This window comes from Methylomonas rosea (assembly GCF_024505055.1).
Classification (GTDB): Bacteria; Pseudomonadota; Gammaproteobacteria; order Methylococcales; family Methylomonadaceae; genus Methylomonas; species Methylomonas rosea.
Map to the genome: position 1 here is coordinate 37,568 of NZ_JANIBL010000037.1, position 10,290 is coordinate 47,857.

Annotated in this window: 9 protein-coding genes; 7 read left to right on the forward strand and 2 right to left on the reverse strand. The window is 44.8% G+C overall.

All coding sequences use genetic code 11. From position 1 onward, the window contains the following. Positions 1–30: 30 nt before the first annotated feature. Together NP589_RS12785 and xrtA are read right to left on the reverse strand one after the other, a co-directional pair. Complete coding sequence (locus NP589_RS12785) at positions 31–1,431, reverse strand: mannose-1-phosphate guanylyltransferase/mannose-6-phosphate isomerase (protein ID WP_256607343.1); 1,401 nt, start codon at positions 1,429–1,431, stop codon at positions 31–33. Positions 1,432–1,583: 152 nt separating this feature from the next. Then, positions 1,584–3,107, reverse strand: a complete 1,524-nt coding sequence (xrtA, locus tag NP589_RS12790) for an exosortase A (protein WP_256607344.1) — start codon at positions 3,105–3,107, stop codon at positions 1,584–1,586. Positions 3,108–3,366: 259 nt separating this feature from the next. Between xrtA and NP589_RS12795 the strand changes: the two genes are divergently transcribed. The 7 genes from NP589_RS12795 to NP589_RS12825 form a co-directional block, all read left to right on the forward strand. Then, positions 3,367–4,605: a hypothetical protein gene (locus NP589_RS12795; RefSeq protein ID WP_256607345.1), complete on the forward strand. Its 1,239-nt coding sequence runs from the start codon at positions 3,367–3,369 to the stop codon at positions 4,603–4,605. Between the two features lie 37 nt (positions 4,606–4,642). After that, positions 4,643–5,599 (forward strand): glycosyltransferase family 2 protein, encoded by a 957-nt coding sequence (locus tag NP589_RS12800; protein WP_256607346.1) that lies wholly within the window; start codon positions 4,643–4,645, stop codon positions 5,597–5,599. Positions 5,600–5,652: 53 nt separating this feature from the next. After that, entirely contained in the window at positions 5,653–6,897 is a 1,245-nt protein-coding gene (locus NP589_RS12805) for a glycosyltransferase family 4 protein (RefSeq protein WP_256607347.1), read from the forward strand. Positions 6,898–7,024: 127 nt separating this feature from the next. Next, entirely contained in the window at positions 7,025–7,642 is a 618-nt protein-coding gene (locus tag NP589_RS12810) for a tetratricopeptide repeat protein (RefSeq protein WP_256607348.1), read from the forward strand. 16 nt (positions 7,643–7,658) lie between these two features. Further along, positions 7,659–8,477, forward strand: coding sequence for an ABC transporter permease (locus tag NP589_RS12815; RefSeq protein WP_256607349.1), 819 nt, complete (start codon positions 7,659–7,661; stop codon positions 8,475–8,477). A 42-nt stretch (positions 8,478–8,519) separates the two neighbouring features. Then, positions 8,520–9,755: an ABC transporter ATP-binding protein gene (locus NP589_RS12820; RefSeq protein ID WP_256607350.1), complete on the forward strand. Its 1,236-nt coding sequence runs from the start codon at positions 8,520–8,522 to the stop codon at positions 9,753–9,755. A gap of 26 nt (positions 9,756–9,781) precedes the next feature. After that, positions 9,782–10,290, forward strand: a 509-nt coding sequence (locus tag NP589_RS12825; protein ID WP_256607351.1) for a class I SAM-dependent methyltransferase, incomplete at its 3' end; no start/stop codon positions are given.

Below are 10,290 nucleotides of genomic sequence, written 5' to 3' on the forward strand. Positions count from 1 at the left end.
CAGACGCGGCGATAAGCAAACAATTCCGAATTAAATGCGGCCGTATTGATCTTCGTAACGGACGATATCGTCTTCGCCGAGATAGCTGCCGGATTGGACTTCCACCATTTCCAAAGGAATCACTCCTGGGTTCTCCAGACTGTGAATAACACCCAAGGGAATATAAATCGATTCATTTTCGGTGACCAAAATTTTCTCACCATTTTTATCGACCCAAGCCGTGCCTTTGACGACAACCCAATGCTCGGCGCGGTGATGATGCTTTTGGACCGATAATTTTGCACCGGGCTTCACCACGATACGCTTGGTTTGATGGCGCTCACCGGCATCGACCAAATCGTAATGCCCCCATGGCCTGTACACTTTACGATGCACACTGGCCTCGCTACGTTTCAATTTTTTCAGTTGATCGACCACTTCCTTGACGTCTTGCACCCTATCTTTAGCCGCAATCATTACCGCATCGTCGGTTTCGACCACCACCAAATTCTCTACACCGATCACCGCCACCAATTTGTTAGCCGAGTGAATATAGGAGTTACAAGTATCCACCGTTAACACATCACCTTTGATGGCATTGCCGGCAGCGTCTTTCTCGGTTACATCCCAAAGTGCGGACCAGGAACCGACATCGTTCCATTCCGCATCCAACGGGATCACCACCGCCCGGTCGGTTTTTTCCATCACTGCGTAATCGATGGAGTCGGACGGGCAAGTCGAAAAAATCTGCTTATCCAATCGCACAAAATCCAGATCCGGTTTTGCCGCCCGCAAGGCTTCCCTGCAAACCTCCAGCATTTCCGGATTATATTTTTCCAACTCACGCAAAAAACAACCGGCTTTAAAAGCGAACATGCCGCTGTTCCAGAAATATTCGCCACTTTCCAGATAGCGTTGCGCGGTTTGCAAATCGGGCTTTTCCACAAACGCGGCAACTTTATAAGCCTCGCCATAACGGGTATCGCCGCGTTTGATGTAGCCGTAGCCGGTTTCCGGCTCGGTCGCAACGATTCCAAACGTCACCAATAGATCCTGTTTCGCCAGCAGTTCGGCTTGGACCACCGCACGATGGAAAGCAGCGCGATTGCCGACTACATGATCAGCTGGCAAAATCAACAATACATCGTCTTCCGAGCGTGCACTCAATGCGGCCATCGCCACGGCAGGGGCGGTATTTTTGCCGACCGGCTCCAAAATAATAGCGGCAGGTTTGATCCCGATTTCCCGCATTTGCTCTGCGAGCATAAACCGATGATCTTCATTGCAAACCGCAATCGGCGCTTGTAAGCCGGCAACGCCATCAAGCCTCAAAATGGTTTCCTGAAGCATGGTGTTGCCGGACACCAAGGGTAAAAATTGCTTGGGATACTGACCACGAGACAATGGCCATAGCCGTGTTCCTGAACCACCTGATAAAATTACCGGGATCATAATGTCGTTTTCCTTACGGGCTGAATGAAAATGGGTTGAGCTAGTCTAACATTTAGACGACTGCTGGGGTCAAGCCTTGGTTTACACGATTTAAGCCCAAAATGTGCACCTACGTTTTCATCAAATTGCCATAATAACGTCGGCCCAAGCTTTTAATTGCAACAAGCTACCGCGAGTTGTTTCAATTTTTGCCTGGCCAGCTCGTAATCGCCATCCGGCGTTTCGGCATACAACACGACAAGCAACTCAGCGGACGCGTCACCCGACAAACGTTTCAGCAATTGCCACCATTTAGCCAAATAGGCGTTGGCAGTATTTTTGTCACCAACCCGATACCAACGCTCGACCAACAAACTCCGATGCGTACTGCTTAGTACCGCTTCTTCAATATCGCCGTTTTTATCGGCTGCCCACTGCATGGCAATAACGTCATCATGCAGTATCCGCCATACCGGATGTTTTTGCGGCACCAGATAATTTTGCGAATTGACCAATTCACCGCCTTGGGTTTCATCACCGAAATTGGCAAAGTACATACCGGCTATCGTTTGACCATCGCTTAAATACACTTTGGCATCCGCCACCACGCCCTTAAAACTAGGTTCCCAACCCCAATCGGGCGCTACAACCGGCTGCCAATTAGGCAAAGCGGGCTGACTAAAACGCTCGGGCACCTCTACGTGCGCGGCTTGTAGCGCCGATAAGCCTTGCGAAGCAACGGGCCAAATGAAAATGCATAAAGCAGATATCGTTAGGGCCGGCCAATAATATTTGTAAATCGTTGCGGAATCAGTAAGGGTGGAGTCGCTCGCCGAATCAATGGCAGATGAGGCCGGCCCACCAGCGTCCTTGTCGTGCCAAAAAGAGCCGAAATAAAACAACGCAAACATGACAATCCCAAAGAACACCCAGCCATAAACGATATGATCAACGCCGGCAGCGAGTTTCATATCGCTGAAATGGCCTATCATCACAATCAGATAGGCTCGCAATCCGTTAGCCAGAATCGGGACCAAGAAAGAGAGCGCGATGAAGATGCTGCGCTTCTTATAACTGCTGTAATTTAGATACGCGTATACCGAACCAAGGGTTAGGGATGAAATCAAATAACGTAAACCGCTGCACCCTTCTACTACCGACCAGTTACCCGATGTTAGCGTAAAAAATAAGCCTTCCCGGTAAACACTCATTCCCGTCAGCCGTATCAGCGTAACGACAAAGGTGGCGGTGTATTCCATTAGCGGCGGAATAAAAGCTTCCCCGAATGGCACCATCAAAAATAAAAACACCATCGGAAATAACATTTGCACGATGACATGAGTGCCAAGCGCGGCCCAAAAGCCACCGACTAAAATCCCGACCACGGCCCATTGCTGAATCACCGCCACATGCACCAAATCGGCAATTAACCAGCCAAATCCGCTGACCACAATAAAAAGCAAACCTAATGTACTAAAAGCGGGCCGTAAATCTCTATAGTGATCCCGACGCAACCAAATCAACCAAAGACTAACGGGAGCCACTAAATAGCCATGCGTGAAAGTTTCCGACCGTGACCAAATAGCAACAATTGACTGCCAAGTCTCAAAAAAAACCGCTAGCGAAACCAGTGTGACCAACATGACGCCCATTAACGGTTTACGCCAGTGATCAGGTAGTGCCAACACTTTTAACATTCTATTTCCTCTGCTGCTTAGAGTTTTGTACGGGTACGAGAGTATGAAGACCTGCGTGGTCTGGATGCTATTGAGCCTAGACTCATTCCAAATTTTAGCGAATTGCTATTTACCGCTGCTATCATAAGCCTACTGATATATCGACCAGGTCTAAAGTTTGCGGCGTGGTTTTCAGCTAGTTCGCTAATCTCTGCTACGATGAAAGTTCACTGCGTTGGTCGACACAATATTCAGGCTTTTTAATTATTAAACAAAATCTATGGCAATTCTGTTTTTTTTGGGTTTCTGGTTGGCGTGCCTCGCGGGGTTATGGCTATGGAAGAAATCCTTATTTATCGCCACATGGCGTGAACCGTATTTTGCCGATACGCCGGTTTTAATCGAAAGCGACGACTGGGGGCCTGGCGGCGACTTTCACGCGGAACGCTTGACGCAACTGCTCTCCATGCTCGCTCAACACAAAGACTCTGAGAACCGCTCTGCGATACTCACTGCGGATATGGTCTTAGCCGTACCGGATGTCGCGAAGATCGAGGCCACGGGCCAGTACCACAGACGGATGCTGGACAAAGACTTCCCAGCCATTTTTCAAGCTCTACAACAAGGCATACAGCAAGACACTTTGGTACCGCAGCTGCACGGCATGGAACATTTAAACGGCAAGGCTTTCGCCGAATTGTGCCAGCAGCAAGACCCCCGGCTCGCAATAGCGCGTGCGACTCGGGATTGGTGGGATTGGGAAAAACTCGATTCGCCGCTACAAGGTCATTATGTTGACGGACGCAACTTACCCACCCAAGCCATTAGCGCGGCAGATGCCAAGTCATTGGTCGCAGATGCTATGCACTACTTCACCAGCATGTTCGGCTATCCCAGCCTCAGCACGGTTGCCCCTTGCTATTTATGGAACGATGAGATCGAACAAAGTTGGCAACAGCAAAATATCATCGCCATTCAAACTGCCGGATACCGCTGTACCGGGCGCGATGAAACAGGGCATTATTTTCAGGATCCACCGCTGATTCGGGTTGGAAATACCAATCGTTTTGCACAACTGTATCTGGTCCGCAACGTGATGTACGAGCCTGTCGACGGCAAAAACACCCCGGCTAGCGCATTTGCCGAAGCCGAAATTGCATATCGCCAAGCCCTGCCTGTCAGTATTTCCACGCATCGCTACAATTACACCCGCTCTCAAGAGGAATGCCAACAGGCAATTGCCGGACTCGATCAACTTTTACGGCAAATCAGGGAAAAATTGCCCAACATTCGCTTCTTGGCGTCCCCAGAACTTGGCGAATGTTTGCAAAACAAAACCGACAACATCGTCAATCGCTTCAACCAGCGTCAATGGCCAAAAATTAAGTTAGCCGCTACCTACCGTAAAACCGGCGCTTTTCTATACCGTCTATACTATCGGCATAGAAAATTAGCGCTGATCGGTTACTGTACCGGTTTGATTATTCCGGCCTGGCTGATTTGCAAAACCAGTGTATAAAAACATTGAAAGTGTCGAAAACTTTACGCAGCCAAATATGAAAATCAGCGCCGTCATTCCAGCGTATAACAGTGCGAAATTCATTCGCGCCGCAATCAACAGCATTCAGGCGCAAACCAGTAAAGTAGATGAAATTATAGTGGTGGACGATGGTTCGACCGACGACACCGAACAAGTCGTCAAGGAGATTTCCAGTACCATCATTTATCACAGGCAAAGCAATCAAGGCCCGTCCGCCGCGCGGAATAAAGGCATAGAGTTGGCAAATGGCGACTGGATTGCATTTCTGGATGCGGACGATCAATGGACAACGGACAAAATCGCCAAGCAAATACAGACCCTGCAAGCTAACCCGGAACTCCACCTGATTGCCGGAGACATGACCGAAATCGACAATGACGACCAACTAATAACCCAGTCGGTATTAGCCAAACATCAAATGCTGGAAAATTTCCAACATCTGGCTGGGAAACCAATTCCCAACGCCCTTGCAGCGCTGGTTAAGAAGAACTTCATTCCCACCGGTACGGTTTTGGTGAAACGCCAATCTCTGCTTGAAGCAGGCATGTTCAATGCCGAGATTCGTTTCGGCGAGGATTTGGAACTGTGGGCAAAAATTGCCGCGTTTCATCCTATCGCCTGCCTTCCGGATGTTTTGATGTTGCGCCGGCAACACGGCAATAATGCTACTCAAGCAAACGAGCGAATCTTGATCGATCTGGTCAAAGTCATGGATTCCATTCGCTGCTACGCAAAACAACAATTGGTAAAACAAAGCGTAAACCCCGATCAATTGGTTGCCGAAGCATATTGGACTTTGGGATATTGGCATTTTAATTTTGGCAAACGCCGTGAAGCCGCACAAGCTTTTGCCGCCAGCCTAAATCAGCAATTCTCACTAAACAGCTTGGTGTTTTTTTTAAGTAGTTTCTTACCCAAGACTTTGATCTCGACCATTAGAGCAATTAAGCAACAATTAGCAAAGTCCTTATGATTTAGAGAGCATTCTTAAAATGTTTCCCTATAAACTTCACGAACCTGATTCGCATGACTAACAACAGTAAAATAAAAAAAATAATTTTTGTGGAAAATGGTATCGGTTACGGTGGAGCAATAATATGCTTGCGGCACCTAGTCAGAAATATTGATCGCAGCCGCTTTTTGCCTATGGTGGTCACAGGCCGAACCGGCCCGCAATACCAAGAAATAGCTCACGAATCGCTGTGGAAACATATACCGGACCGGCACATCGACATTGTGTCGTTAAAAACGAAAGCAGCGTCTATTCAATGGCTAAAAAACCTAACCCCGCTGAGCTTTTTCGTAAATCAACTACTCGCAAGGGCAGACGACATTTTTAATTTTGTACCTTTTTTCGTTCAGCTACTCTGGACTGCGTGGCGTTTCGATGCTGATTTGATCCACGCTAACAATGAACCAGTTTGCAATCGAGCAGCGCTTTTGGTCGCAAAAATTCTAAGAATTCCAAGCATATGCCATGTCCGCGGAGATCCGGTTGATTCCAGAATAGGCCGATGGACCTACGCCCTACCCGACCATTTCGTTTCCGTATCCAATTGGGTTGCTGAAGCGATGCAAAAAAATCTGGACGTTCCTCAGCAAAAAATCAGTGTTGTTTACGATGGCATTGCACTAGAAAACCTGGACATCAACATCAACGGAAATGCATTTAGACAGCAATACAACATCCCGCAAAACGCTTTCGTTATAGGTTTAGTAGGATTGCTCATTCCCTGGAAAGGACAGGAAATATTTTTGACCGCAGCCTCAAAATTAATCGGCAAAATTCCAAACCTGAAGATGTTAATAATTGGCGGAACGCCAAACGATTACGTTAATTACGAAACTGATTTGAAGAAACGGGTAATAGAAGAAAATTTGACTGAGATAGTAATATTTACAGGCCATATTTCCAACATGGAAACCGTTTATAATGGCCTGGATATTGTGGTCTCTGCTTCGACAAGTCCGGAGCCGTTAGGTACCGTTGTAATTGAATCGATGGCGATGGGGCGGCCTTTAATCGGCCCATCTCATGGCGGAGCTGCCGAGATGATCAGTGCAGGAGAATCAGGACTATTGTTCAGCCCCGGTAACGCCAACTCACTAGCCGAGGCAATACTCACTTTTTATGAGTCACCCGAAATGAGAAAAAAGCTTGGCGCCACCGCCAGGGTAATAGCGTTGCAGAATTTTTCGGTTGAGACGCACACCAATAAAATACAAGCCCTTTATGAAAACCTATGGACTGATAAGCGCCAAACAAACTAATAAAACCACAATCCAATATACTTTGAAATTAACTTCAAGGACCTTATTGGTATTTGCGAAATAGAATAATATGCAACTCGAGAGCCATATTTTATGGTAAAAATTATTTTAATCATCACTTAATATAATGAGCCACATTAAGTTTATACTAACTCTCACATTAGTCTTAGCAATGGATTCATCCTTCGCAAAAGAACGATGGCAAGACGCCCTTGCCAAACCGTTTGATCCGATGCTGGCGGCAACTCTTGTACCTCCCTTTTGCCAAGGTTTTGTTGGCATACCCAAACTACCGCCTTACCAGAATAAAGACTGGCGAAAAGAGTACGGTGACGACTACGTATTTGTTAATCACTATTGCGAAGCAAAACCAAAGCAATTTATTTGTTATAGTTATTCTGGAACAGAAAAGAATGACTGCTTGGCGAGCATGATACAACACATCGATTATGCTTTAAAAAGAGATAACACATCTTACGCACTCTATCCTTTCTTGACTAAAGAGCGAGGGGATGTTTTTTTAGCAATTGGAAAATATTCCGATGCAATCTCCAGCTATCAAAAAGCTATTAAGGTAAACAGCAAATTCGTTCCGGCCTACATTGGGCTGGCAAATACTTATATAAAACAAAACAAATACGATGAAGCTGAAGACGCGATTAATGACGGACTTACACAAAATCCGCAAAAAAAGTCACTATTAAAAAAACTTGAAAAAATTCAGAAGTTGAAAGCCAAAAAATAAATTTTCAATCCGGAATATGCATAATATATTTATAAATCTCTACAAATACCGCGAATTAATTGCCGCGCTTACCTGGAAAAATATTGTAATCCGTTACAAACAAGCTTACCTAGGTATCTTGTGGGCGGTGTTAAAACCGATCATGCTGATGCTGGTATTTACCTTGGTCAAAAGCTTCGTCGGCATAGAAACAGGTGGCTTACCCTATCCGCTTATTACTTTTGCAGCACTGATACCGTGGGTGTTCTTTCAAGAATCGGTGTCAGAGGGTGTTAACAGCGTAACATCCAATGCAAGTTTAATTAAGAAAATCTATTTCCCTCGCGAAGTATTTCCATTAACGGCAATGGTGACCAAATTGGTGGAGTTACTTATCAGCTTTGCGATTTTGGCGGGGATGATGATTTATTACCAAGTTATGCCAACAGTTCAGGCTGTGTGGATACCTGCTTTCGTGCTTTACACCATGATAGTTGCGTTAACAATTAGTTTTTTTGGTGCAGCCATGAATGTTTACTACCGAGACATCGGGCAAGCGATACCCATAGCGTTGTCTTTATTAATGTACGGCTCTCCAGTCATCTACCCGCTAAGCTTGGTACAACAGAAATTAGTTATCGAACAGGCTGCAGGCGCATGGTCAAATGACCTTTATTTTCTATACACCCTTAACCCATTAGTAGGGATTATAGACGGGTTTCAAAGTGCCTTAATTAGGGCCACCCAACCCGATTTCGATGTGATTTATCCCGGGCTGATTTTGATTCTGACGATACTACCGTTCAGCTACTGGTTTTTTAAACGTGCGGAGAGTTGGTTCGCCGATGTCATATAGTCTTCAGCAAAAATTTTCGAAATCACATCTCAGTTAATATATATGGCCATCATAGAAGTCAACCATCTCACCAAGGAATACCAGCTCGGCCACCTCACCAGTTTGAAGGAAACGGCTTTAAACACCTTAAGGAGACTGGCCTTTCAACCGGTTCACGAACGTGAACTTTTCAAAGCACTTGACGACGTCAATTTTCATATCGACGAAGGAGAAGTCGTTGGCATTATCGGCCACAACGGCGCAGGCAAAAGCACTCTGCTCAAGCACTTGGCCAATATCAGCAATCCCACCAAAGGTGAAGTCATTGTGCGTGGCAGTGTAGCACCGCTGATCGAAGTAGGGGCCGGCGTCAATCCGGAACTGACGGGACGTGAAAATATTTATCTAAACGGCGCGATCCTGGGTATACCTAAAAAAGTCATACAACAGAAATTGGATGAAATTATCGATTTTTCCGAATTGGAACAGTTTATCGATACACCGGTTAAGCGCTATAGCTCCGGGATGACGGTAAAGCTGGGTTTTTCCATTGCCACTAGCATGGAAGCAGATATATTAATTATTGATGAAGTATTGGCTGTTGGGGATTTAGCTTTTCAAAGGAAATGTTTTGATCGAATGGAAGATCTTATTAGGCGCCAAGGTAAAACTGTTCTTCTCGTTAGTCACAACATACGCCAAATTGAACGGTTATGTAATAGAGTTATATTATTAAGTAAAGGCTCAGTTATAGGTGACGGTGACGCAAACAGCTTATGCGCAAAATTTTATCAGGCAAATGATAAAAAAATAAGCATTGACAGTTCTACAACACTAAGCTTGGCAAATAACAACGAATGGGCAACAGGAGAGATACATCTAAAAGATATTAAAATCATCAACTCTTCCGGCAACTCAATTACAGAATTAAAACATACTCAAGCCGTTACCATTAAATTAGTTTATGAAGTTAAAAATCTAGTTCGACATCCTATGTTTGGAGTGGGCATTCACACCACTGACTTTATTTATCTTGCCACTCAGCAAAGCATAAATCAACTAAAAATAGAAAAACTTGATATTGGTATATATGAATTTAACTTTGAGATTGAATCATTTCCATTTATGCCTGGAGTGTACTCCATCAGAGCGGGAGTCGCTGAAGGATCAGCCAGTAGAACTATTTTTTATGCAGAAAACCTGCTACATTTTCAAGTAATATCTGAAAACCTAGCGGACAAAACTTGGAATGAGGGATTAGTACCTCTTCCCGGCACATGGACATACGCAGCAGCCTAGTCAACATATTACATTGAGAGAAAAAAGTGACCTCTAAAAAGTATATATATGAAATTCCAGATAACGAAAACCACCCAGCTAAAAAAGTTATTAAATGGATAAAAAATAATTCAAAGGTACTTGAAATTGGTTGTGCTAGCGGTATTCAGTCTAAAATCTTAAAAGAAAATTTGGGCTGCAGAGTTACAGGGCTCGAAATAGATCCGTCAGCTGCAGCAGATGCTAAGCCATATTGCGAAGACGTTATAATTGGAAGTATCGAGGAAATTGATTTATCACTAGCACTAAAAAACGAAAACTTCGATGCCATTCTATTCGTTGATGTATTAGAGCACCTGATAGATCCTCTGGCAACTTTAAAAAAAATACTTCCTTTTCTTAATGAGAATGGTGTTGTAATTGCATCCATACCTAACATTAGTCACTCAGCAATATGCTGGGAACTTGCTCACGGGAGATTTGATTATCAAAAATATGGACTTCTAGACAATACCCACATACGATTTTTTACTAAAAAAAATATAATTAAATTATT